The following is a 22,725-nucleotide window of genomic DNA, read 5'->3' on the forward strand; positions in this document are numbered from 1 at the left end:
GAAGATGGATTTCGTCACCGAGTGGTTCTGGTTCTTCCTGTTCGTTCCGCTGGCCGCACTGGCCGGGTGGGTGATCGGACGGCGTGGTGGTCAACGCCACGGTGACAGCCAGGTCAGCCGCCTGTCGAGCACCTATTTCCGTGGCCTGAACTACCTGCTCAACGAGCAGCCGGACAAGGCCATCGAGCTGTTCCTGCACATCGCCGAGCTGGACAAGGAAACCTTCGAGACCCAGGTCGCGCTGGGCCATCTGTTCCGTCGACGCGGCGAAGTCGACCGCGCCATCCGCTTGCACCAGGGCCTGGTCAACCGCCACGACCTCAGCGATGCGCAACGCGTGCAGGCGCTGCTGGCGCTGGGCGAGGACTACATGAAGTCCGGCCTGCTGGACCGCGCCGAAACCGTGTTCACCGAACTGGCCCAGCTGGACCAGCGTGCCCCGCAGGCACTCAAGCACCTGATCGGCATCTACCAGGCCGAGCGCGACTGGGAAAAGGCGATCGACAACGCCACCCGTTTCGAGGATGTCACCGGCGAGCCGATGGGCAAGCTGATCGGGCAGTTCGAATGCGAACTGGCCGAACGCTTCCGCGGTGCCGGCAAGCTGGAAGAGGCGAGGGCAGCGATTGCCCGGGCCTACCAGGCCGATGCGATGTCGGTCCGTGCCGGCATCATTGAAGGCCGCCTGGAAACCGATGCCGGCAATCCGGAAGCGGCCGTGCGCGCCTTCGAGCGCGCGGCGCGCAACGATCCGGAGTACCTGCCGGAGCTGCTGCCGGCGCTGATGCAGAACTACCGCAAGGTGGGCGATCTGGCCGGCGCGCGCGCCTTCCTGTCGGAGATGACCGAGCATTACCGTGGCATTGCCCCGGTGCTGGCGCTGACCCGTCTGATGGAAGAGCAGGAGGGCGTGGCCCCGGCCCGTGCCTACCTGGGCCGCCAGCTCAAGGATCGCCCGTCGGTGCGTGGCGAGTCCGCGCTGATCGACCTGACACTGGCTGAAGGTGCCGATTCCACGGCGACCCTGCACGACCTCAAGCACATCACCGACCAGTTGCTGGTGCGCAATCCGGCCTATCGCTGCACCCGTTGTGGTTTCGGTGCGCGCACCCACCACTGGCAGTGCCCGAGCTGCAAGGAGTGGGGTACGGTCAAGCCGCTGCTGAACTACGCGGTGCTCTGATCCATGCCGTGGCTCGTGATGGGCGCGCTGCTGGGTCTGGCCCTGCTGAGTGCGGCACTGACCTGGGCAGCGCGGGGCTACGCGCTGCGCCGGCAACTGTTTGACCAGCCGGGCGAACGCCGCAGTCATAGCGTGGCGACCCCGCGTGGCGGCGGCATCGCCATCGTCATCAGCCTGCTGGTGACCGCCGGTGTTGCCATGTGGGCCTGGCCCGAAGCGCGTCCGAGCCTGCTGGTCGCCAGCCTTGGCCTGGTGCTGGTGGCGGGTATCGGCTGGTGGGACGACCACCGGCCGCTTCCGGCCATGCGCCGCCTGATGGTGCACTTCATCGCCGCCGCGCTGCTGGCCGCGCTGGTCAAGGTCCATGGCGGCAGCTGGCTGCTGGCCGTACTGGTCCTGCTGTTCACCGCTTCGCTGATCAACATCTGGAATTTCATGGATGGGATCAACGGCATCGCCGCCAGCCAGGCCATCGTGGTCGCGCTGGGACTGGCGCCGCTGCTGCCTTGGCCGTACTCGCTGGCGGCGGTCGCGTTGGGCCTGGCCTGCCTTGGCTTCCTGCCGTTCAACTTCCCGCGGGCCCGGATCTTCATGGGCGATGTCGGAAGTGGCGCGCTGGGCTACGCGGTGGCGGCAGTGCTGGCACTGGCCAGCGTAAAGACCGACATCCACTGGATGCTGCTGCTGGTGTCGGCATCGCCCTTTCTTGTGGACGCGGGCTTCACACTGCTGGCGCGCATCATTTCCGGACAACGCTGGATGGAACCCCATACCCAGCACGTTTACCAGCGCGCGGTGCAGGCAGGAGCCAGTCACGCCCAGGTAACAGGGATGTACTTTGCTTTGGGCCTGTTCAGTATTACAGTGCTTAATGTCTGCTCCAATTTGCAGCCGAGGTGGGAGGCTGCCGTGGCGATCGCGTGGTTCACCGCGCTGAGCGTCCTCTGGCTCCTCCTGCGCAATGGATTGCGCCACCCAAAAGGAAATACCTGACTTATGGCTTCACCCTGGCGGGACAGAATCCTCGGCCTGATGCCGCGTTCGGCCATCGTCTGCCATGACCTGTTCATGGTCTGGGCGTGCTGGCAGCTGCTCCACGCGGGGCGGTACTCGATCCTGGCCAACGCCCCCGAGCTCCCACTCTGGAACGTCGACACCACGCTGGTGCTGCTGCTGCAGGGCATGGTGTTCTGGCGCGTCGGCCTCTATCGCGGCCTGTGGCGGTTCGCCAGCGTCAGCGACCTGCTGAACATCTTCAAGGCCAGCTTCATCGGCATGGTCGCCATCGTGCTGGTGCTGATGTGGAAGCGCTTCGACGGCGTGCCGATGTCGGTGCTGGTGATCTATCCGTTCGCGCTGTCGGCGCTGCTGGGCGCGCCGCGCCTGTTGTACCGGGCCTGGAAGGACTATCAGGCGCTGCAGTCGGACTCGTCCGCGCGTCGCGTGCTGATCCTGGGTGCCGGCCAGGCCGCCGAGACCCTGGTCCGCGATCTGCGCCGTTCGGGCAATTTCGAGCCGGTCGGCCTGCTGGACGACGCGCCGCACCTGCGCGGTGCCAAGCTGCAGGGCCTGCCGATCCTCGGCACCCTGGACGATGCGCCGACAGTGGTCCGCGAGACCGCGGCCAAGCTGCTGGTGATCGCCATTCCGTCGCTGGACGCTGCGGGCATGCAGCGCATCGTCGCCATCTGCGAAAGCACCGGCGTGCCGTTCCGCACCGTGCCCAAGCTCAGCGATATCCTGCAGGGCCAGTCGCTGCCGGGGCAGTTGAAGGAAGTGGCGATCGAGGACCTGCTCGGCCGCAAGCCGATCATGCCGGACTGGAACCTGATCCGTGGCTGGTTGGGCGGGCGTACGGTGATGGTCACCGGCGCCGGTGGTTCGATCGGCTCCGAGCTGTGCCGCCAGTGCGCGCGTCACGGCGCCGGCCGCATCATCCTGCTTGAGATCAGCGAGCTGCTGCTGCTGACCATCGAGGGCGAGCTGCGGCGCAGCTTCCCGGATGTCGAGGTCGAAGCGGTGCTGGGCGACTGCGGTGACCCGGCGGTGATCCGCCACGCCCTGTCGCTGCACCCCGTCGACACCGCCTTCCATGCCGCCGCCTACAAGCATGTGCCGGTGCTGGAGCGGCAGCTGCGCGAAGCGGTGCGCAACAACATCCTGGCCACCGAGAACGTGGCCCGCGCCTGCCTGGAGGCACGCGTGGAGCATTTCGTGTTCATCTCCACCGACAAGGCGGTCGACCCGGTCAATGCGCTGGGCGCCAGCAAGCGCTATGCGGAGATGATCTGCCAGAGCCTGGACCAGAAGTCCACGCATACCCGTTTCGTCACGGTGCGCTTCGGCAACGTGCTGGCCTCGGCAGGCAGCGTGGTGCCGTTGTTCCGCGAACAGATCCTGCGTGGCGGGCCGGTGACCGTCACCGATCCGGAGGTCAGTCGCTACTTCATGACCATCCCGGAGGCCTGCCAGCTGATCCTGCAGGCGGCCGCTTCGGCGTCGCACGGTGCGATCTATACGCTCGACATGGGCGAGCCGGTGCCGATCCGCGTGCTGGCCGAGCAGATGATCCGCCTGGCCGGCAAGCAGCCGTACAAGGACATTCCGATCATCTACACCGGGCTGCGTCCGGGCGAGAAGCTGCACGAGACGCTGTTCTATTCGGACGAGGACTACCGTTCCACCGCGCACCCGAAGATTCTCGAGGCCGGTGTACGCACGTTCTCGCGTGATCTGGTGTTGGGCAATGTTCCACGTCTGCGCGATGCCGTGGCTGGTTACGACACCACCAGCATCCAGGAGATCCTGTTCGCGACGATGCCGGAGTTTTCTCCCATCGAACAGGATGCTTACATTTCATCCGCTAAAGTCGTGCCTTTTCCGGCACGTGAGGCCAACAGGCACCAATGAGCAAGCGAATTCGCAAGGCAGTTTTTCCAGTGGCAGGGCTCGGGACGCGCTTTTTGCCGGCAACCAAGACGGTTCCGAAGGAAATGTTGCCGATCATTGATCGTCCGCTGATCCAGTACGCGGTCGATGAGGCGATCGAAGCGGGCTGTGACACGCTGGTGTTCATTACCAACCGCTACAAGCACGCGGTCGCCGACTACTTCGACAAGGCCTACGAGCTGGAGCAGAAGCTCGAGCGCGCCGGCAAACAGGAACAGCTGGAGATGATCCGCCACGTGCTGCCCAACGGCGTGCGTGCGATCTTCGTGACCCAGGCCGAGGCCCTGGGCCTGGGCCATGCGGTGCTGTGCGCCAAGGCCGTGATCGGCGACGAGCCGTTCGCGGTGCTGCTGCCGGATGACCTGATCTGGAACCGCGGCGACGGCGCACTGAAGCAGATGGCCGACCTCAACGAGGCCAGTGGTGCAAGCGTGATCGCCGTTGAAGACGTGCCGCACGACAAGACTGCCAGCTACGGCATCGTGGCCACTGACGCGTTCGACGGCCGCAAGGGTCGCATTTCGCAGATCGTGGAGAAGCCGAAGCCGGAGGACGCGCCGAGCGACCTGGCGGTGGTCGGCCGTTATGTACTGAGCCCGAAGATCTTCGAGCTGCTGGAGCAGACCGGCAGCGGTGCCGGTGGCGAGATCCAGCTGACCGACGCGATCGCGCAGCTGCTGAAGACCGAAGAGGTTGATGCCTATCGTTTCGAGGGCACCCGCTTCGACTGCGGCACGCATCTGGGGCTGGTGGAGGCGACGATCCGCTTTGCGCTGGACAACCCGAAGCTGGCAGGGCCGGCGCGGGAGAAGCTGACGGCGATGTTGGCGGAATAAGGTTTATCAAGCGCTCCGTTCGCGGCGCCTTGATTGATACGTGGGGGAGGGGGCGGATGGCCCTCTCCAAAACACGCCAAAGCCCTTCCATGGTGCTCGATGGCGCCATCCATGGCGCCAACGGTTTTGGAGAGGGCCATCCGCCCCCTCTCGACAGTTTCCGTGCGGCGCGGACGGGAAGGGCGGAATCAAGGGCAGGGGCAAAAGCAAAAAAAAGGCAGCCAATGGCTGCCTTTTTTCGTGGGCCGGGGTCAGATCCCTTTGCGCAGCAAAGGGCTCTGACCCCGGCTCTTGCTTTGCTCATCCCTCCGCCGCGCGGAATGTTGGGTGGCGCGGGTGGGTGAGGCTGACCGGGACTGTCAGCGGCATGGGCCAGGCGCATGCGCCTGGCGGGTTGGGCAGGACGCCCAACCCCGGCCTTGCTGCGTGCGCAGGATTGCGCACGCTAGCAAGCCGCTGCCAAGCCCCCAGGGACGGGTTTACGGCGTGTCCCGGGCAGCCTCACCCACCCGGGCCCCACAGCCAACCAACAATCAGCCGGCAACGCTTTGAACCTTACAGCGCTTCGAAAATACCCGCCGCGCCCATGCCGGTGCCGATGCACATCGTCACCATGCCGTACTTCTGCTGGCGACGACGCAGGCCGTGCAGCAGGGTTGCGGTACGGATCGCGCCGGTTGCACCCAGCGGGTGGCCCAGGGCGATCGCGCCGCCCAGCGGGTTGACCTTGCTCGGGTCCAGGCCGCAATCGCGGATCACCGCCAGCGACTGCGCGGCGAACGCTTCGTTCAGTTCAATCCAGTCCAGCTGGTCCTGGGTCAGGCCCGCCTGCTTCAGTGCCTTCGGGATCGCGGCGATGGGGCCGATGCCCATCACTTCCGGGCGCACGCCGGCCACCGAGAAGCTGACAAAACGGGCCAGCGGGGTCAGGCCGTAATCCTTGATTGCCTGCTCAGAGGCCAGCAGCACGGCACCGGCGCCATCGCTCATCTGCGAGGAGTTGCCGGCGGTGACGGTGCCGCCGAACTGGCCGTTGCGGAACACCGGGCGCAGCTTGGCTAGGCCTTCGGCGGAGGAGTCCGGGCGCGGGCCTTCGTCGGTGTCGGCGATCTTGTTGCGGGTGATGATGCGCTGGCCATCGGCCAGGTCCGGCAGGTGCGAGACGATCTCGTACGGGCTGATCTCGTCCTTGAACTCGCCGTTCTGGATCGCCGCCATGGCCTTCTGGTGCGAGGCGAGGGCGAAGGCGTCCTGGTCTTCGCGCGAGACCTTCCACTCTTCGGCCACCTTCTCGGCGGTGATGCCCATGCCGTAGGCGATGGCCACGTGGTCGTTGTCGAACACGCTCGGTGCCATGGCGATCTTGTTGCCCATCATCGGCACCATCGACATCGACTCGGTGCCACCGGCCAGCATCAGGTCGGCGTTGCCCAGGCGGATCGCGTCGGCAGCCTGCGCCACGGCCTGCAGGCCCGAGGAGCAGAAGCGGTTCACGGTCTGTGCGGCGATGGTGTTCGGCAGGCCGGCCAGCAGCACGCCGATGCGGGCGACGTTCATGCCCTGCTCGGCTTCCGGCATCGCGCAGCCGATGATCGCGTCATCGATGCGGTTGACGTCCACGCCCGGGGCCTGCGCGACGACGCTGCGCAGCACGTGCGCAAGCATGTCGTCGGGGCGGGTGTTGCGGAACATGCCCTTGGGCGCCTTGCCGACCGGAGTACGGGTGGCGGCGACGATGTAGGCGTCCTGGATTTGCTTGGTCATTGCAGTGATCTCTCGAAGTTTTTTGCCGGTGTGCCCACCAAGGTGGGCACCTACCAGAGGCGGAGGAGTGCCCACCAAGGTGGGCACCCACCAAAAGCAGGGATGGCGATCAGTTACGCAGCGGCTTGCCGGTCTTCAGCATGTGCGCGATGCGGGCCTGGGTCTTTTCCTGCTGGGCCAGTTCGACGAAGTGCTTGCGCTCCAGGGTCAGCAGCCACTCTTCGTCCACCAGGGTGCCGCGGTCGACCTTGCCGCCGCACAGCACGGTGGCGATGCGCTCGGCGATCTCGTAGTCGTACGGGCTGATGAAGCGGCCTTCCAGCATGTTGACCAGCATCATCTTGAAGGTGGCGATACCCACGTCACCGGCCACCTGGATGCGGCGTGCCGGCAGCGGCGGACGGTAGCCCGCTTCGGCCAGGGCGCGCGCTTCGGCCTTGGCGATGTGCAGCGCTTCGTAGCTGTTGAACACCACCTTGTCGGTGCTGCGCAGCAGGCCCAGTTCCTTGGCGTTGACCGCGGAGTTGGACACCTTGGCCATCGCCACGGTCTCGAAGGTCTTCTTCAGTTCGGCGAACACGTCACCGCCCGGGCCTGCGGCCTGCGAGGCGCGCACGGCCAGTTCCTTCAGGCCACCACCGGCCGGCAGCAGGCCGACGCCGGCCTCGACCAGGCCGATGTAGCTTTCCAGGAAGGCCACGGTCTTGGCGCTGTGCATCTGGAACTCGCAGCCACCACCCAGCGCCAGGCCACGCACGGCGGCAACCACCGGCACCAGCGAGTACTTGATGCGCTGGCTGGTGCGCTGGAAGTTGGCGACCATCTCTTCGAACTGGTCGACCTTGCCGGCCTGCAGCAGGCCCAGCGCACCGGCCAGGTCGGCACCGGCGGAGAAGGGTTCCTTCTGCTGCCAGATCACCAGGCCCTGGAAGTCCTTCTCGGCGCGGCTGACGCATTCCTGCAGGCCGTCCAGCACCTGGTCGGACACGGTGTTCATCTTGGTCTTGAAGCTGACCACGGCGATGCCATCACCGTCGTGCCACATGCGCAGGCCGTCGTTCTCGAACACGGTCTCGCCCGGCGCGAACTTCTCGCCCAGCAGCGGATCGGGGAAGCGCTGGCGCTGGTACACCGGCAGCGACGAGCGCGGCAGCTTGGCATTGCGCGACGGGCTGTAGCTGCCTTCGGCGGCATGCACGCCGTCGCGGCCATCGAACACCCAGTCCGGCAGCGGGGCGTTGCTCATGCTCTTGCCGGCCACGATGTCATCGGCGATCCACTGTGCGACCTGCTTCCAGCCGGCGGCCTGCCAGGTTTCGAACGGGCCCAGCGACCAGCCGTAGCCCCAGCGGATGGCCAGGTCCACGTCGCGCGCGGTCTCGGCGATGTCGGCCAGGTGGTAGGCGCTGTAGTGGAACAGGTCGCGGAAGGTCGCCCACAGGAACTGCGCCTGCGGGTGCTGGCTTTCGCGCAGCTTGGCGAACTTCTCGGCCGGGTTCTTGATCTTCAGGATCTCGACCACTTCCGGCGCGGCAGCGCGATCGGCCGGGCGGTAGTCCTGCTTCTCCAGGTCCAGCACCACGATGTCCTTGCCGACCTTGCGGAAGATGCCGGCGCCGGTCTTCTGGCCCAGCGCGCCCTTGGAAATCAGCGCGTCCAGCCACTTCGGCGACTTGAAGAACTCATGCCACGGATCATTCGGCAGGGTGTCGCCCATGGTCTTGATGACGTGCGCCATGGTGTCCAGGCCGACCACGTCGGAGGTGCGATAGGTCGCCGACTTCGGGCGACCGACCAGCGGGCCGGTCAGGCCGTCCACTTCATCGAAGCCCAGGCCGAACTGCTGGGTGTGGTGGATGGTGGACAGGATCGAGAACACACCGATGCGGTTGCCGATGAAGTTCGGGGTGTCCTTGGCGTACACCACGCCCTTGCCCAGGGTGGTGACCAGGAAGGCTTCCAGGCCTTCCAGCACGGCGGCATCGGTGGTGGTGGCCGGGATCAGCTCGGCCAGGTGCATGTAGCGCGGCGGGTTGAAGAAGTGCACGCCGCAGAAGCGGTGGCGCAGCTGCTCCGGCAGCACGTCGGCCAGCTTGTTGATGCCCAGGCCGGAGGTGTTGGAGGCCAGCACCGCGTGGTCGGCCACGAACGGGGCGATCTTCTTGTACAGGTCCTGCTTCCAGTCCATGCGCTCGGCGATGGCCTCGATGATCAGGTCGCAGTCCTTCAGCTGCTCCAGGCCGGACTCGTAGTTGGCCGGGGTGATGGCTTCGGCCAGCGACTTGCTGGCCAGCGGTGCCGGGCTCAGCTTGCCCAGATTGGCGATCGCCTTCAGCACGATGCCGTCGGCCGGGCCTTCCTTGGCAGGCAGGTCGAACAGCACGGTGTCGACGCCAGCGTTGGTGAGGTGAGCGGCGATCTGGGCACCCATGACGCCGGCACCCAGCACGGCGGCGCGGCGGACTAGCAGGGAATTGGACATGGTGTAGGGCCTTTGTTGGTCAGCAGTTACTGGGTGGAATCAAAGGGAAGCGGGCAGGGCGCTGGCGCGTGCGGCGGCGCGGAACCCGGCTTCGGCGAAATGGATCAGTTCGTGGGCGGCATGGGCACGATGCGCCGCTTCGGTGACACCGGCGGGACGCTTGATCAGCCCGAAGTCGGCCATGGCATAGGTGAGCGAGCCGGCCAGGAAGTCCAGGCGCCAGTACAGCTCTTCCTTGCTCAGGCCGGGCACGCACTCGCCGATGGCCTTGCCGAACGCACGCAGCACGTGGCCGTAGTGGTCAGACAGGAACTTGCGCAGGTTGTCGTTCTTCTCGGCATAGGCGCGGGCGATCACGCGCACGAAGGCGCCGCCGTTCTGGCGGTCCTGGGCCAGCGCCAGGGCGGGCTCGACGAAGGCGGCCAGCACCGGGCGCAGTTCGCCGGGGTGCTCGGCGCGGGCACGTTCCAGCTGCGACAGGCGGGCGCCGGTCATCTCGTCCATGCGGCGACGGAAGACCTCGTTGACCAGGTTTTCCTTGGAGCCGAAGTGGTAGTTGACCGCGGCGATGTTGACGTCGGCCTGGCTGGTCACCTGCCGCAGCGAGGTGCCGGCAAAGCCGTGCTGGGCGAACAGCTCCTCGGCCGCGCCGAGGATCCGGTCCTTGGTCGAGAAGTGGGCGGGCTTGGCCATCGATGGGCGGACCTTAATCAAACGATTGTTTGATACTAGAACCAGACGGTACCGTATGGCATTTTGCAGTGCAGCAAAATCGGCGGGCTCGGTCAGATTTCACTCAGGTGGGTGAATGGGTGGACCTGAACCTGTAGAGCCGAGCCCGCGCTCGGCTGCTCTTCGGCCCAAAGGCCAGCCGAGCATGGGCTCGGCGCAGGGCCACAAGGCCCTCTACCACCCGGCCACGTTATCTTTTACAATTCGCCTACGTTTATCAGGCTAAGCCCGCGTCCCGACGCGGGTTTTTTTCATGTTACCCTTCGGGCCATCAGCGGCCCGATTCCATTGGAGACATCCCATGGCGCTGGAGCGCACCCTTTCGATCATCAAGCCGGACGCCGTTGCCAAGAACGTCATCGGCGAAATCTACGCCCGCTTCGAGAAGGCCGGCCTGAAGGTCGTGGCCGCCAAGTACAAGCAGCTGTCGCGCCGTGAAGCCGAAGGCTTCTACGCCGTGCACCGCGAGCGTCCGTTCTTCAACGCGCTGGTCGAGTTCATGATCTCCGGCCCGGTGATGATCCAGGCCCTGGAAGGCGAGAACGCCGTCCTGGCCCACCGCGACCTGCTGGGCGCCACCAACCCGAAGGAAGCCGCTGCGGGCACCATCCGCGCCGACTTCGCCGAATCCATCGATGCCAACGCCGCCCACGGCTCGGACTCGGTCGAGAATGCCGCGATTGAAATCGCCTACTTCTTCGCCGCCACCGAAGTCGTCTCGCGCTGAGAGTAATGCCGTGAACGAGGTCGTACAGTCCCCCGCCATCCAGCCGCTGCCGAAGTCGGCACCCACGGCTGGCAAGCAGAACCTGCTCGACCTCGATCGCGCGGGCCTGGAGAAGTTTTTCGTCGAGGTTCTCGGCGAAAAGAAGTTCCGTGCCCACCAGGTGATGAAGTGGATCCACCATCGCTACGTCACCGACTTCGATGAAATGACCGACCTCGGCAAGGTCCTGCGTGCCAAGCTGCAGGCCCATGCCGAGGTACTGGTTCCGAACATCGTGTTCGACAAGCCCTCCGCCGACGGCACCCACAAGTGGCTGCTGGCGATGGGCGTGGATGGCAAGAACGCCATCGAGACCGTGTACATCCCGGACAAGACCCGCGGCACGCTGTGCGTGTCTTCGCAGGTCGGTTGCGGCCTGAACTGCACGTTCTGCTCCACCGCCACCCAGGGCTTCAACCGCAACCTGACCACCGCCGAGATCATCGGCCAGGTGTGGGTTGCCGCACGCCACCTGGGCAACGTGCCGCACCAGATGCGCCGCCTCACCAACGTGGTGATGATGGGCATGGGCGAGCCACTGATGAATTTCGACAACGTCGTGCGCGCCATGAGCGTGATGCGCGACGACCTGGGCTACGGCCTGGCCAACAAGCGCGTGACCCTGTCGACCTCCGGCCTGGTCCCGCAGATCGACCGCCTGTCTGCCGAAAGCGACGTTTCGCTGGCGGTGTCGCTGCATGCGCCGAACGATGCGCTGCGCGAGACCCTGGTGCCGCTCAACAAGAAGTACCCGATCGCCGAGCTGATGGCCTCGTGCGCACGCTACCTGCGCGCCAACAAGCGCCGCGAATCGGTCACCTTCGAATACACCCTGATGAAGGGCATCAACGACAAGCCCGAGCATGCCCGCGAGCTGGCCCGCCTGATGCGCCAGTTCGACAACGCGGTGCAGGCCAAGGACTCGGGCAAGGTCAACCTGATCCCCTTTAATCCGTTCCCGGGCACCCGCTACGAGCGTTCGGAAGAGGCGCACATCCGCGCCTTCCAGAAGATCCTGCTCGACAGCAACGTGCTGACCATGGTCCGCCGCACCCGTGGCGACGACATCGACGCCGCCTGCGGCCAGCTCAAGGGCCAGGTGATGGACCGCACCCGCCGCCAGGCGGAGTTCAACAAGACGCTGCAGGCGGGGAAGGGGAGCGATGCCGCGGCCTGACCGCCTCTGGCTGGTTCTGCTCGCAGGCGTGCTGGCCGTTGCGGTCGGTGGCTGCAAATCCCAACCCAAGGCCAGGCTGGGCCCCAGCGAAGCGCCGGTCTACTCGGTCCGCGATCCGGACAACGTGCGGCGTCAGGTGCGCCTGCAGGACCTGCTGGCACTGGCCGCCCGCGACATGCAGGTCGGCAACCTCGATGCGGCCGAACGCAAGGCGCGCGAGGCGCTGAAGCTGGCACCCGAATCGCCTGATGCGCTGGTGCTGATGGCCGGCATCGACGAGCGCCGTGGCCGTACCCAGCAGGCCGGCGAAAGCTTCCGCAGGGCTGCCGAACGGGCGCCGCAGCGCGGGGACGTCCTCAACAATTACGGCGCGTGGCTGTGCCAGCAGGGCCGGCCGGCCGAGTCGCTGGCCTGGTTCGATCGTGCGCTGCAGGCGCCGGGCTACGCCACACCGGCCGAGGCCCAGGCCAATGCCGGGGGCTGTGCCCTGGACGCTGGCCAGCTTGAACGTGCCGAGCGCGACCTGCGCGCGGCGCTGTCGACGCTGCCGGGAAACCCGGTCGCGCTGGAGGCGATGGCCCAGCTCAGCTTCCGCCAGGGCCGCTACATGGAGGCCCGGGCCTTCGCCGAACGTAGGATTGCGGCTGCACCCGCAACGCGTTCCGTGTTACAACTTGCGTCTCAAATCGAAGCGCGGCTGGGTGATCGGGCGGCATCTGATCGCTATATTCAGCGGATTCGACAGGAATTTCCGCAGGAAGCGGGCTCCTAACTCCAGGGTTGATGCATTGTGATTGATGACCAGACTGTGAGCGCTCTCGAGACTGCGGCCGGCTGCGGCAGCCGCCTGCGCCAGGCCCGCGAGGCGGCCGGACTGACCCTCGAAGATGTCGGCTCGCGCCTGCGCATGCCGGTCCAGGTGGTCAGGTCGCTGGAAGAAGAACAATGGCAGAAGCTTGGCGCGCCGGTGTTCGTGCGCGGCCAGCTGCGCAGCTACGCGCGGCTTCTGGATGTGGACGTGGGAGAGCTGCTGGAGCAGGCCCAGGTCGGCCCGGTGGTTCCGCCCACCCTGGTCAGCCATACCCATACCCCGCGTGCGCGCCGCATTGCCGAGAATCTCGGCCGTCGCGTGCTGTATGTCGGCATCACCGCGGTGCTGGCGGTGCCGGTGTGGTTCGCCACCCGTGGCCATTTCGATGGCAGTGCCACCTCGTCGCCGAATACCGCCTCGCTGGATGCCATCCCGGCCGCCGTGCCGGTAACCCCGTCCGCTGCGGGTGTCGAGTCCTCGGCGCCGGCTGAAGTGGCGAGCGCCCCGGCCAGCAAGCCGGCCGCCACCCCGTACGTGGCCTCGCTGGCCCCGGTGCCGCGTTCAGCCCCGGCGCCAGCGGCTGCCGCCAACACGCTGGACATGCAGTTCAGCGGCGACAGCTGGGTCGATATCGGCGGCCCGGACGGCGCTACCGTCGAGAAGGCGCTGATCAAGTCCGGCGAAAGCCGCAGCTTCACACCGGGCCAGGTGACCCGGGTGACCCTGGGCAACGCCTCGGCGGTCCAGGTTCAGCAGAACGGCGCTATCGTCGATCTGACCCCCTACCAGCGAGCCAACGTGGCACGCTTTCAGGTATCCTCTGAAGGCTCCGTAGTCCCGGTTTCGCACTGAGGCGCGGTTTCACCACCTTCGATTAATCCCAATGGTCCCTCCCGATGGGCGGGGCGAGAGTACGCATGGCGATCGACGATCTGCTCGACGAGCACGAACAAAGTGAACGCGTCCGCAGCTGGCTGCGGAAGAATGGCGCCAGCATCCTCGGTGGCGTAGTCATCGCCATCGGTGCCATTGCCGGCTGGCAGTGGCACCAGAAGGATCAGGGCGGCAAGCTGGCCTCGGCCAATGTCGAGTACCAGAAGGCGCTCGTTGGCCTGCAGCAGAACAAGCTCGACGACGCCTCCAAGGCGGTCAAGGCGCTCGAAGCCGGCCCGTCCAGCATCTATGGCGACCTCGCGGCGCTGCAGCTGGCCAAGGCCCAGGTCGACGCCGGCAAGAACGAAGAAGCCCTGGCCACCCTGCGCGGCGTGAAGGTCGAAGGTGACCTGCAGCGCGTGGTCGACCAGCGTGTGGCCCGCCTGCTGGTGGCCACCGGCAAGAGTGACGAGGCGATCAAGCTGCTGGGCAGCGCCACTGACAGCAGCAGCCTGGAAATCCATGGCGACGCGCTGATGGCGCAGGGCAAGCGCGATGACGCCCGGAGCCAGTACGAGAAAGCGCTGAAGTCGCTGGACGTGGCAGCGCCGCAGCGGCGCCTGCTGGAAACCAAGGTTATGGACGCCGGCGGCACCGTTGCCGCCCCTGCGGAGTCGGTTTGATGAGTCAGAAGGTCATGATCACCCGCGTCGCCACCGTGCTCCTGATGGGCATGGCCCTGAGCGGCTGCAGCACCGTGAAGGGCTGGTTCGCCGGCAAGGACGCGGCCGCGAAGAAGGCACAGGAACCGGCTGAGCTGGTCAAGTTCGAGCCGACCCTGAAGGTCAACAAGGCCTGGTCGGTCAACCTCGGCAAGGGCGAGCGCCGCATCGGCGTGCGCCAGGGCCCGGCGGTGGCCAACGGCCACGTGTTCGCTGCGGCGCTCACCGGTGGCGTGCACGCCATCGACCTGCAGACCGGCAAGAAGGTCTGGACCTGGGAGCCGAAGAAGGAAAAGAAGAAGGCCAAGCTGCGCCTGTCCGGCGGCCCGGGGGTCGGTGAGAACCTGGTCGTGATCGGCACGCTGGATGGCCAGGTCATCGCCCTGGACATCAACGACGGCAGCGAGAAGTGGCGCGCCCGTGTTCCGGGTGAAGTCATCGCCGCGCCGGCCATCGCCCAGGGCGCGGTCTACGTGCGCAGCAATGACGGCCGCATCACCGCGTTCGATGCCGGCAACGGCACCCAGAAGTGGTTCAACCCGAGCGAGCTGCCGGCACTGACCGTGCGTGGCAACGCGCCGGTGGTGACCGGCCCGGGCGTGCTGTTCATCGGCAAGGACGAAGGCGCGGTTGCCGCCCTGGCCCAGCAGGATGGCCGCACCCTGTGGGAACAGAACGTGGGCAACGGTGAAGGCCGTACCGAGCTGGAGCGCATGGCCGATGTCGACGGCGCGCCGGTGCTGGATGGCAACACCCTGTTCGTGAGCAGCTTCAAGAACCAGACGATGGCCATCGAAGGCCCGACCGGTCGCCCGCTGTGGGCGCGCGACCATGGCGGTGCCGGTGGTGTGGCGGTCTCGTCTGGCAATGTGTTCGTCACCGACAACAAGGGCGGCGTGTTCGGCCTGGACAAGGCCAGCGGCGCAGCGATGTGGTCGCAGACCGCACTGGCCCGTCGCTCGCTGACCGGTCCGGCACTGCACGGCGACTACGTCGTGGTCGGCGACTACAAGGGATACGTGCACTGGTTGCAGACCTCCGATGGTGCGATGGCGGCACGGGCGAAAAGTGGCGGCGACGCCCTGCTGGCCCAGCCGGTCGTCGTAGACGGGGTGCTGCTGGTGCAGAACGTTGATGGCAAGCTGACCGCCTTCCGGTTGGCAAATTAAAAATTGGAGTAATCGCGATGCTGCCTTTGGTCGCCCTGGTTGGACGGCCGAATGTCGGCAAGTCGACTATTTTCAATTCGCTTACGCGCACCCGTGACGCGCTGGTCCATGACCAGCCCGGCGTCACCCGCGACCGCAACTACGGCGTCTGCCGCCTCGACGAGGACAACCATTTCCTCGTCGTGGATACCGGCGGTATCGCGGAAGAGGAAGAGGGTCTGGCAGGGGCTACCACCCGCCAGGCCCGCGCCGCTGCGGCGGAAGCCGACCTGATCCTGTTCGTGGTTGACGCCCGTGAGGGTACGTCGGCGATGGACGACGAGATCCTGGCCTGGCTGCGCAAGCTGTCGCGCCCGACGCTGCTTCTGATCAACAAGATCGACGGCACCGACGAGGACACCGTGCGTTCGGAGTTCGCCCGTTACGGTTTCGGCGAGATGCTGACCGTGTCGGCTGCGCACCGCCAGGGCCTGGACGACCTGCTGGACGAAGTGGTCCAGCGCCTGCCGGAAGAAGGCAGCGGCGAAGAGCTGGACAACGATCCGAACCGCATCCGCATCGCCTTCGTCGGCCGCCCGAACGTGGGCAAGTCGACGCTGGTCAACCGCATTCTTGGTGAGGAGCGCATGATCGCCTCCGACGTGCCGGGCACCACCCGTGACTCGATCGCGGTGGACCTGGAGCGTGACGGCCGCGAATACCGCCTGATCGATACCGCCGGCCTGCGCCGTCGTTCGCGCGTGGACGAGGTCGTCGAGAAGTTCTCGGTGGTCAAGACCATGCAGTCGATCGAGCAGTGCCAGGTGGCCGTGCTGATGCTCGACGCCACCGAAGGTGTGACCGACCAGGATGCCACCGTGCTCGGCGCCGTGCTCGATGCCGGCCGCGCGCTGGTGATCGCCATCAACAAGTGGGACGGCCTGACCGAGTACCAGCGCGAGCAGGCGGAAACCATGCTGTCGCTGAAGCTGGGCTTCGTGCCGTGGGCTGAATCGGTGCGCATCTCGGCCAAGCATGGCTCGGGCCTGCGTGAGCTGTTCCGTGCGGTGCACCGTGCTCACGAATCGGCGAACAAGACCTTCACCACCAGCGAAGTGAACAAGGCGCTGGAAGTGGCTTACGAGACCAACCCGCCGCCGACCATCCGCGGCCACGTCTCCAAGCTGCGCTACGTGCACCCGGCCGGTGCGAATCCGCCGACCTTCATCGTGCACGGCACGCGCCTGAAGGATCTGCAGGAGTCGTACAAGCGCTACCTGGAGAACTTCTTCCGCAAGCGTTTCAAGCTGATCGGCACGCCGGTGAGCTTCATCTTCCGCGAGGGTACCAACCCGTACGAGGGCAAGAAGAACGTCCTCACCGAGCGGCAGGTCAAGGCCAAGCGGCGCTTGATGAAGCACGTCAAGGGCAAGTGATGCAGAAAAAGGCGGCCTGAGGGCCGCCTTTTTCGTTGCGGCGAACCGGTCTGTAGAGCCGAGCCCATGCTCGGCTGCTTTTCGTGGATTGACGAGGCGCGCTGCGTGCGTCAGCCGAGCATGGGCTCGGCTCTACAGATCTCGATCTGGGCGACCGCCGCGACGTGCGCTGCAATGTGGCAAGGCGCATGGGATGCTGCGGGGCGCGGCCATCATCGATTCCGGCAGCCGCGCCTGCCCCGTGATGCTTGCCCAGACCAGGGTAGTACCCAGTGCTCCTGCCAGGTACGCCACCGACACCGCCCCGGTCACCAGGCCTGCGGCATGCTCCAGCCACGGAAGGAGTCGGCAATACCTCCGTGCCCAGCGCAGATGGCTGCCGAGCCATGCCATCAGCAGGCCGAGCGACAGCGCGACGCCGCTCAGGCCGGCTACGTAAGCGGCCTTGGTGCCAGTGTCGGCAACGAGGCCGGTAAGCAGGGCAGCCACCGCGAACTGCAGCATCCAGTTGCTGGTGCTGGCGAGCGCCAACAGGCATCCAGCCTCGGCGTGTGGCCAACGGGAGCGGGCCCTCAGGCCCCAGGGCATCTGCAGGGAAAGCGGAGAGAGGGTGGTCAGCCCGGCATCGCGCAGGCACATGCCCGCCAGGCGCAACAGCAGGAGGCAGCCCGTGCACTGCATCGCCAGCGTCCACAGGCCGCGGTTTCCCAGCATGGCCGCTGCAACGAAAGCCATGGCGCAGATGACGCCCGTACCGATGGCGATACCGAACGACGCGGCCATGGCGGCGTGCCCGCCCGCGCCCATTGCGGTGCGCAGGATCTTCGCGTGATTGGAAGCGGGCAGGAGCATGGCGAAGCCGTACAGCACCGCGACGATGAAGAACTGCTGCACGTAAACCTGCCACCGACCTACAGAAAGTGCCGAGTGTGGGCTGGTGCGGACGCGCCGTATTGAACGCTATTGCGACAGGCGCGAATCGCCGGTATCAGCCCACCCACAGCGACACGACGATCCATAGCGCCAGCGCAATCATCAGGAGCCCTGCGGCGCGCTCCAGCCAGGGCAGGGCGCGTGCGAATCGGCCCAGCACCCACGGGTGGCCGACCAGCGCGGCTACCAGCAGATCCCATAGCAGGACGATGCCGAACATCCACGCGCCATAGAAGAACTTCGTTGCGGTGCTGGCTTGCGGACCGTTGAGCATTGCCGCCAACGTTGCGTAGAACAGCGCATTCTTCGGGTTCAGCAGCGCAGACAGGGCGCCCAGCCCTGCCGCCTTCCACCATCCGTGGGCACCGTCCGCTCGCGATCCGGCGGCAGCGTCAGATGCCTGCAGCGTCGTCGAACCCGCATGGCGCAGGAACAGCGTGCCGAGGTACAGCAGGAACCCGCAGCCCGCCAACTGCACCGCAATGAACCCTGCGCTACCTGCGCGCAGCATGGCCATTCCGGTGAAGGCGGCCACGATGAAGACGCCATTTCCGAGGGCGATGCCTGCGCAGGCGCCACTGGCGGTGCGCCAGCCAGAGGTGATCGCAGTGCGCGCAACAAGGAAGAAGTCGGGGCCGGGTGAGAGCAGGGCGAGAAAATGTGCGGTGGCGATGACCAGGAACTGTTCCATCGGGTCCGGCGGCGGCTGGCGGGGGCGCCAGTGTGGGGATGCGCCGCGCGATGGTATTGAACGTTATTGCAGGCTCAGCGCCGGTACTGGCCCGGGGTCGCACCGGCGTGGGCCTTGAAGACCCGCTGGAAATGGCTCTGGTCGGCGAACCCCAATGCATGGGCGACCACGGCCAGTGCCTGCCCTTCGCACAGCCGCCGCCGGGCCTCTTGGATGCGCTGGTCGATCTGCCAGGCGTGCGGGGTCAGGCCCGTGGCACGCCGGAAGGCGCGGATCAGCTGGTAGCGGCTCATGCCTGCCAGCGATGCCAGCTCCTGCAGGGCCGGGGTGTGTTCGAGCCGCTGGCGCAGAACGTCCATCACCGGCTGCAGCCGCTGCTGTAATGCGGCATCTTCAGGCGGGCCAGCCACGGCTACACCATCGTGTTCATCCAGATCGCCGACGAACGCGATCAGGGCAGCTTCCTTGACGCTGACCGGATCGTCGGAGAACAGCGTCTGGTTGAGCTGGCAGTACTGCTGGTAGCGCGCGCGATGGTTGGAAATCCGGATCGGTTCCTGCTGCCAGTCGGGTTCGGGCAGGTCGTCATACTCGGCGCGGACCTCGGCCAACCAGCGCGCGTCCAGATGCAGCATCTGGTAGCTCCAGACCTGGCCGGGCAGGGGGTTGCAGGCATGCACGCGGCCTGCAGGTACGCCGACCAGGCTGCCAGGCTGCAGCAGGCGCGGTCCTTCCACAGCACCGGTGAACAGGCTGCTGCCGGCGTCCACGGCGCCGATCGAGAAGGTGTCATGGCTGTGCGGGCGATGGCAGGCGCGGCTGTCGCACGCCCGTCGGCTTTCGACGAAGGGCATGCGCGGGTCACGCCAGAATTCGGTGGCAGAGCGCATGCAGTGGTTCCGGGATGCAGGGGGCAACGCCCGCATGGTGCCATGTTCGGGGCAAGGCGCGGCGAAGGTGTCTGCGCGATAATGCGGCCATGAGCATCCAAGAGCTTTCCCCCGCGCAGGCGTGCGAGCGCCTGGCCCACGGCGCGGTGCTGATCGATGTGCGCGAGGCCCACGAACGGGCCGGAGGCATGGCCGAGGGCGCGCGCGGCGTGGCCAAGGGCGAGCTGCAGGCCGACCCGGCCGCGCACCTGCCGCGGCACGACCAGGAGATCCTGCTGATCTGCCAGAGCGGCAAGCGCTCGGTCGATGCCGCGCAGTTCCTGCTGGAGGCCGGCTACACAAACGTCGCTTCCGTGACGGGCGGCACCGTGGCCTGGCGCGAGCACTCGCTACCGCTGGTGCAGCCGCTGGCCAGTGCCGCCGACCGCGACTTCTACGACCGTTATTCGCGGCATCTGCTGCTGCCGCAGGTGGGCGAGGCCGGCCAGCGCCGGCTGCAGCAATCACGCGTGCTGGTGCTGGGCGCGGGCGGCTTGGGTGCGCCAGCCGGCTTCTATCTGGCCGCCGCCGGGGTAGGGCACCTGCGCTTCGCCGACCACGACCGCGTGGAGCGCAGCAACCTGCACCGGCAGATCGTGCATACCGAAGCCAGCGTCGGCCAGCTCAAGGTCGATTCGGCGCGCGAGCGGCTGCTGGCGCTGAACCCGTCGATCGAGGTCGAGGCCGTGCCCGAGCGGGTCACCTCCGAGAACGTGGATGCGCTGCTGGACGGCGTGGACGTGGTGCTGGACGGCTCGGACAACTTCCCGCTGCGCTACCTGCTCAACGACGCCTGCATCAAGCACGCCAAGCCGCTGGTGTATGCCGCCATCGAGCGCTTTGATGGCCAGGTAAGCGTGTTTGATGCCGGCCGCCAGCGTGGCGTGGCGCCGTGCTACCGCTGCCTGTTCCCCGAACCGCCGCCGCCGGAGTTTGCGCCGAACTGTTCCGAGGCCGGTGTGCTGGGCGTGTTGCCCGGCTTGGCTGGGGTGCTGCAGGCCACCGAGGTGCTGAAGCTGCTGCTCGGCATCGGCGAGCCGCTGGTCGGGCGCCTGCTGCGCTTCGATGCGCTGGGCATGCGCTTCCGCGAGACCGGCATCCGGCCGGACCCGCATTGCCCGGTGTGCGCGCCGGGCGTGCCGTTCCCGGGGTATATCGATTACGCCGCGTTCTGCCGGGGTGGGTAACCCCGGCCGGGGATTGATCCACGCCATGCGTGGATGAATGTGTCTGGTGTCGGGATGATGCTGGGGATCGCTCCCATCATCGTTCCACTTCCAAGACAATCCGGCGCAACATGCGTGCTATTGCCGTCATCGGCATTGCTCTATTGTTGAACCCGATTCTGGATCTTGGGGAACACACCGCATGGCGGTAGAAGCAGCGACCAGCGAGCTGGTCAAGGTCGTGGCCCTGTTGGGCGCGGCGGTGGTGATGGTGCCTTTGTTCCGCCGGGCCGGCCTGGGCTCGGTGCTGGGCTACTTCGCCGCTGGCCTGGCGATCGGACCGTTCGGGCTGGGCTGGTTCTCCGACCCGCAGGCCATCCTGCATACCGCCGAACTCGGCGTGGTCATGTTCCTGTTCGTGATCGGCCTGGAAATGCGGCCCTCGCACCTGTGGAGCCTGCGCAAGGAAATCTTCGGGCTGGGCACGCTGCAGATCGCCACCTGCGCGCTGGTGCTGACCAGCATCGCCAAGCTGTTCGGCCTGCCGTGGCAGGTGGCCTTCATCGGCGCCACCGGCTTCGTGCTCACCTCCACCGCGGTGGTGATGCAGCTGCTGGCCGAGCGCGGTGACATCGCGCTGCCGTCGGGGCAGAAGATCGTCTCCATCCTGCTGTTCGAAGACCTGCTGATCGTGCCGTTGCTGGCGCTGGTGGCCTGGATGGGCCCCAGTGCGGGCAGTGCCGATGGCGAGGGTTCGCGCTGGCTGTCGGTGGCGATCGGCGTCGGTGCCATCGTCGGCCTGGTGCTGGTCGGCCGCTTCCTGCTCAACCCGTTGTTCCGCGTGCTGGCCGAATCGAAGGCGCGCGAGGTGATGACTGCCGCCGCACTGCTGGTGGTGCTGGGCGCGGCGCTGCTGATGCAGCTGTCCGGCCTGTCGATGGCGATGGGCGCGTTCCTGGCCGGCGTGCTGCTGAGCGAATCCACCTTCCGCCACCAGATCGAAGCGGACATCGAGCCGTTCCGCGGCATCCTGCTCGGCCTGTTCTTCCTCAGCGTGGGCATGGCGCTGGACCTGGGCGTGGTGGCTGGCAACTGGCAGCTGATCCTGGGCCTGGTGCTGGCGTTGATGGCGGCCAAGGCGCTGTGCATCTACGTGGTCGCGCGCATCATGGGCAGTGATCACGCACAGGCGCTGGATCGCGGTGTGCTGATGGCGCAGGGCGGCGAGTTCGCCTTCGTGCTGTTCTCCGCCGCAGCATCGGCCGGTGTGATCAACCTGGAGATCAATGCCAACTTCACCGCCGTGGTGGTGCTGTCGATGGCGCTGACCCCGCTGGTGGTGCTGGTCTACAAGCGCGTCGCGCCGAAGCCGACGGTGAACATGGATGGCGTGGACGAGGCCGAGGGCCTGTCCGGCAGCGTGCTGCTGATCGGCTTCGGCCGCTTCGGCCAGGTCGCCAGCCAGTCGCTGCTGGCGCGCGACGTGGACGTGACCATCATCGACAACGATGTGGAGATGATCCAGAGCGCCGCGCGGTTCGGCTTCAAGATCTACTACGGCGACGGCACGCGGTTGGATGTGCTGCATGCTTCGGGCGCGGCCACCGCACGTGCGATTGCGGTGTGCGTGGACAAGGCCGAGGCCGCCGACCGCATTGTTGAACTGGTGTCGCACGAGTTCCCGCAGGCCAAGCTGATGGTGCGCTCGTTCGACCGCGAGCATTCGCTGCGGTTGATCCATGCCGGCGTCGATTTCCAGATCCGCGAGACGTTCGAATCGGCGGTGTTGTTCGGCCAGGCCGCGCTGGTGGAACTGGGTGCGGATGAAGACGATGCGGTGGAGATTGCCGAGCAGATCCGTCGCCGCGATGCCGAGCGCTTCGAGCTGGAAATTGCCGGTGGTGGTCTGAATGCCGGCGCGCGGATGATCTACGGCAACAGCCCGCAGGGCGTACCGACGCCAACGCCGTTCACCGCGCCGAAGCGGGAGAGCAAGACGCTCAATCCGCAGGATGTGCCGGAAGAGGAAGAATGAGGTGCCGCGCACCGCGCTCGCCGGGCGTGGCCCGGCGCTACCGTGGTGCGCACGGGTGGGGTAGCGCCGGGCCATGCCCGGCGAGCGCAGCG

Annotated in this window: 19 protein-coding genes; 13 read left to right on the forward strand and 6 right to left on the reverse strand. The window is 66.6% G+C overall.

Going from position 1 to position 22,725, the window contains the following annotated elements:
* Positions 1-4 precede the first annotated feature (4 nt).
* Genes lapB through galU form a run of 4 tightly spaced genes read left to right on the forward strand, consistent with a single transcriptional unit; the run spans position 5 to position 4,968 of the window.
* Positions 5-1,183, forward strand: coding sequence for a lipopolysaccharide assembly protein LapB (gene lapB / locus G5A07_RS17835; protein ID WP_005416232.1), 1,179 nt, complete (start codon positions 5-7; stop codon positions 1,181-1,183).
* A 3-nt stretch (positions 1,184-1,186) separates the two neighbouring features.
* Complete coding sequence (locus tag G5A07_RS17840) at positions 1,187-2,176, forward strand: glycosyltransferase family 4 protein (RefSeq protein WP_191863720.1); 990 nt, start codon at positions 1,187-1,189, stop codon at positions 2,174-2,176.
* Between the two features lie 3 nt (positions 2,177-2,179).
* A complete protein-coding gene (locus G5A07_RS17845) occupies positions 2,180-4,093 on the forward strand; it encodes a nucleoside-diphosphate sugar epimerase/dehydratase (protein WP_043397011.1) in 1,914 nt (637 codons plus the stop codon).
* On the forward strand, positions 4,090-4,968 hold the full coding sequence (gene galU, locus G5A07_RS17850; RefSeq protein ID WP_019336276.1) for a UTP--glucose-1-phosphate uridylyltransferase GalU: 879 nt from the start codon (positions 4,090-4,092) through the stop codon (positions 4,966-4,968). Before G5A07_RS17845 ends, galU begins: the two co-directional genes overlap by 4 nt.
* A 555-nt stretch (positions 4,969-5,523) precedes the next feature.
* On the opposite strand, the gene G5A07_RS17855 is transcribed toward galU, so the two are convergent.
* From G5A07_RS17855 to G5A07_RS17865, 3 genes are all read right to left on the reverse strand, one after another.
* Entirely contained in the window at positions 5,524-6,732 is a 1,209-nt protein-coding gene (locus tag G5A07_RS17855; RefSeq protein ID WP_005409292.1) for an acetyl-CoA C-acyltransferase, read from the reverse strand.
* 109 nt (positions 6,733-6,841) lie between these two features.
* Positions 6,842-9,214, reverse strand: coding sequence for a 3-hydroxyacyl-CoA dehydrogenase/enoyl-CoA hydratase family protein (locus G5A07_RS17860; RefSeq protein ID WP_033834902.1), 2,373 nt, complete (start codon positions 9,212-9,214; stop codon positions 6,842-6,844).
* Positions 9,215-9,253: 39 nt separating this feature from the next.
* Positions 9,254-9,907 carry a TetR family transcriptional regulator gene (locus G5A07_RS17865; protein ID WP_049427155.1) on the reverse strand — a complete coding sequence of 218 codons (654 nt, stop codon included), beginning with the start codon at positions 9,905-9,907 and terminating at the stop codon, positions 9,254-9,256.
* A gap of 340 nt (positions 9,908-10,247) precedes the next feature.
* On the opposite strand from G5A07_RS17865, the gene ndk reads away from it, so the two are divergent.
* The 7 genes from ndk (at position 10,248) to der (ending at position 16,879) form a co-directional block, all read left to right on the forward strand.
* Positions 10,248-10,673, forward strand: a complete 426-nt coding sequence (gene ndk / locus G5A07_RS17870; RefSeq protein ID WP_008265389.1) for a nucleoside-diphosphate kinase — start codon at positions 10,248-10,250, stop codon at positions 10,671-10,673.
* A 10-nt stretch (positions 10,674-10,683) separates the two neighbouring features.
* Entirely contained in the window at positions 10,684-11,889 is a 1,206-nt protein-coding gene (gene rlmN / locus G5A07_RS17875; RefSeq protein WP_005409296.1) for a 23S rRNA (adenine(2503)-C(2))-methyltransferase RlmN, read from the forward strand.
* Entirely contained in the window at positions 11,876-12,661 is a 786-nt protein-coding gene (gene pilW, locus G5A07_RS17880; protein ID WP_019338407.1) for a type IV pilus biogenesis/stability protein PilW, read from the forward strand. The genes rlmN and pilW overlap by 14 nt, the downstream gene beginning before the upstream one ends.
* 18 nt (positions 12,662-12,679) lie before the next feature.
* Positions 12,680-13,552 carry a RodZ domain-containing protein gene (locus tag G5A07_RS17885; protein WP_191863721.1) on the forward strand — a complete coding sequence of 291 codons (873 nt, stop codon included), beginning with the start codon at positions 12,680-12,682 and terminating at the stop codon, positions 13,550-13,552.
* Positions 13,553-13,617: 65 nt separating this feature from the next.
* On the forward strand, positions 13,618-14,256 hold the full coding sequence (locus tag G5A07_RS17890) for a tetratricopeptide repeat protein (RefSeq protein WP_191863722.1): 639 nt from the start codon (positions 13,618-13,620) through the stop codon (positions 14,254-14,256).
* Positions 14,256-15,464, forward strand: coding sequence for an outer membrane protein assembly factor BamB (gene bamB / locus G5A07_RS17895; RefSeq protein ID WP_010484593.1), 1,209 nt, complete (start codon positions 14,256-14,258; stop codon positions 15,462-15,464). Before G5A07_RS17890 ends, bamB begins: the two co-directional genes overlap by 1 nt.
* Positions 15,465-15,481: 17 nt before the next feature.
* A complete protein-coding gene (gene der / locus G5A07_RS17900) occupies positions 15,482-16,879 on the forward strand; it encodes a ribosome biogenesis GTPase Der (RefSeq protein ID WP_191863723.1) in 1,398 nt (465 codons plus the stop codon).
* A 132-nt stretch (positions 16,880-17,011) separates the two neighbouring features.
* Here der and G5A07_RS17905 read toward each other — a convergent pair whose 3' ends face one another.
* The 3 genes from G5A07_RS17905 to G5A07_RS17915 form a co-directional block, all read right to left on the reverse strand.
* Positions 17,012-17,773 carry a hypothetical protein gene (locus G5A07_RS17905; RefSeq protein WP_049483136.1) on the reverse strand — a complete coding sequence of 254 codons (762 nt, stop codon included), beginning with the start codon at positions 17,771-17,773 and terminating at the stop codon, positions 17,012-17,014.
* A gap of 94 nt (positions 17,774-17,867) precedes the next feature.
* Entirely contained in the window at positions 17,868-18,503 is a 636-nt protein-coding gene (locus G5A07_RS17910) for a LysE family translocator (protein WP_191863724.1), read from the reverse strand.
* 74 nt (positions 18,504-18,577) lie between these two features.
* Positions 18,578-19,393, reverse strand: coding sequence for an AraC family transcriptional regulator (locus G5A07_RS17915; RefSeq protein ID WP_191863725.1), 816 nt, complete (start codon positions 19,391-19,393; stop codon positions 18,578-18,580).
* 89 nt (positions 19,394-19,482) lie between these two features.
* On the opposite strand from G5A07_RS17915, the gene moeB reads away from it, so the two are divergent.
* Positions 19,483-20,619, forward strand: a complete 1,137-nt coding sequence (moeB, locus tag G5A07_RS17920; RefSeq protein ID WP_241872499.1) for a molybdopterin-synthase adenylyltransferase MoeB — start codon at positions 19,483-19,485, stop codon at positions 20,617-20,619.
* 181 nt (positions 20,620-20,800) lie between these two features.
* Complete coding sequence (locus G5A07_RS17925; RefSeq protein ID WP_191863727.1) at positions 20,801-22,633, forward strand: monovalent cation:proton antiporter-2 (CPA2) family protein; 1,833 nt, start codon at positions 20,801-20,803, stop codon at positions 22,631-22,633.
* Positions 22,634-22,725 lie beyond the last annotated feature (92 nt).

This window comes from Stenotrophomonas sp. AS012628, assembly GCF_010608305.1.
In the GTDB taxonomy this organism is placed as follows: Bacteria; Pseudomonadota; Gammaproteobacteria; order Xanthomonadales; family Xanthomonadaceae; genus Stenotrophomonas; species Stenotrophomonas geniculata.

Excerpts from the sequence above, each read along its gene's own strand:
- moeB (WP_241872499.1), top strand. The coding sequence starts at position 19,483 with ATGAGCATCCAAGAGCTTTCCCCCGCGCAGGCGTGCGAGCGCCTGGCC.
- G5A07_RS17915 (WP_191863725.1), bottom strand. The coding sequence starts at position 19,393 with ATGCGCTCTGCCACCGAATTCTGGCGTGACCCGCGCATGCCCTTCGTC.
- G5A07_RS17860 (WP_033834902.1), bottom strand. The coding sequence starts at position 9,214 with ATGTCCAATTCCCTGCTAGTCCGCCGCGCCGCCGTGCTGGGTGCCGGC.
- G5A07_RS17855 (WP_005409292.1), bottom strand. The coding sequence starts at position 6,732 with ATGACCAAGCAAATCCAGGACGCCTACATCGTCGCCGCCACCCGTACT.
- der (WP_191863723.1), top strand. The coding sequence starts at position 15,482 with ATGCTGCCTTTGGTCGCCCTGGTTGGACGGCCGAATGTCGGCAAGTCG.
- galU (WP_019336276.1), top strand. The coding sequence starts at position 4,090 with ATGAGCAAGCGAATTCGCAAGGCAGTTTTTCCAGTGGCAGGGCTCGGG.
- G5A07_RS17890 (WP_191863722.1), top strand. The coding sequence starts at position 13,618 with ATGGCGATCGACGATCTGCTCGACGAGCACGAACAAAGTGAACGCGTC.
- lapB (WP_005416232.1), top strand. The coding sequence starts at position 5 with ATGGATTTCGTCACCGAGTGGTTCTGGTTCTTCCTGTTCGTTCCGCTG.
- bamB (WP_010484593.1), top strand. The coding sequence starts at position 14,256 with ATGAGTCAGAAGGTCATGATCACCCGCGTCGCCACCGTGCTCCTGATG.
- G5A07_RS17925 (WP_191863727.1), top strand. The coding sequence starts at position 20,801 with ATGGCGGTAGAAGCAGCGACCAGCGAGCTGGTCAAGGTCGTGGCCCTG.
- G5A07_RS17865 (WP_049427155.1), bottom strand. The coding sequence starts at position 9,907 with ATGGCCAAGCCCGCCCACTTCTCGACCAAGGACCGGATCCTCGGCGCG.
- G5A07_RS17845 (WP_043397011.1), top strand. The coding sequence starts at position 2,180 with ATGGCTTCACCCTGGCGGGACAGAATCCTCGGCCTGATGCCGCGTTCG.
- ndk (WP_008265389.1), top strand. The coding sequence starts at position 10,248 with ATGGCGCTGGAGCGCACCCTTTCGATCATCAAGCCGGACGCCGTTGCC.
- G5A07_RS17910 (WP_191863724.1), bottom strand. The coding sequence starts at position 18,503 with ATGGAACAGTTCCTGGTCATCGCCACCGCACATTTTCTCGCCCTGCTC.
- pilW (WP_019338407.1), top strand. The coding sequence starts at position 11,876 with ATGCCGCGGCCTGACCGCCTCTGGCTGGTTCTGCTCGCAGGCGTGCTG.
- G5A07_RS17840 (WP_191863720.1), top strand. The coding sequence starts at position 1,187 with ATGCCGTGGCTCGTGATGGGCGCGCTGCTGGGTCTGGCCCTGCTGAGT.